General features: G+C 55.5%; 1 tRNA gene. It reads left to right on the plus strand.

The annotated features are described in order from the left end of the window. Window positions 1-77, plus strand: a tRNA-Met gene (locus AC0CH8_RS18830). Window positions 78-364: the final 287 nt, after the last annotated feature.

Below are 364 nucleotides of genomic sequence, written 5' to 3' on the forward strand. Positions count from 1 at the left end.
CGCGGGGTGGAGCAGCCCGGTAGCTCGTCAGGCTCATAACCTGAAGGTCACAGGTTCAAATCCTGTCCCCGCAACCAAACACCACGCAGACCAAGGACAGCCCGCAACATCTCAACGATGCCGCGGGCTTTCTCGCGTTCAGGTCGCCGAAGGTAGCTTCAACGCGCATCTCCAGAACGCCTGCCCGCTCGTCATGTGAGATTTTTCAAATCCACGATGGCTTTGAGAAGATGTTCATCTGCAAAAGCTACGATTTACAAAACTTCGGATGCTGGTACGCTGCAAGTTATATCACTGTGGAGATCGGGCATGATCAACCTACTCGTTGCAGCCAGCGTGGCGTTCGCTGCGGCACCAATGGCCC

The sequence above is a fragment of the Sphingomonas sp. AC435 genome (genome assembly GCF_979253005.1).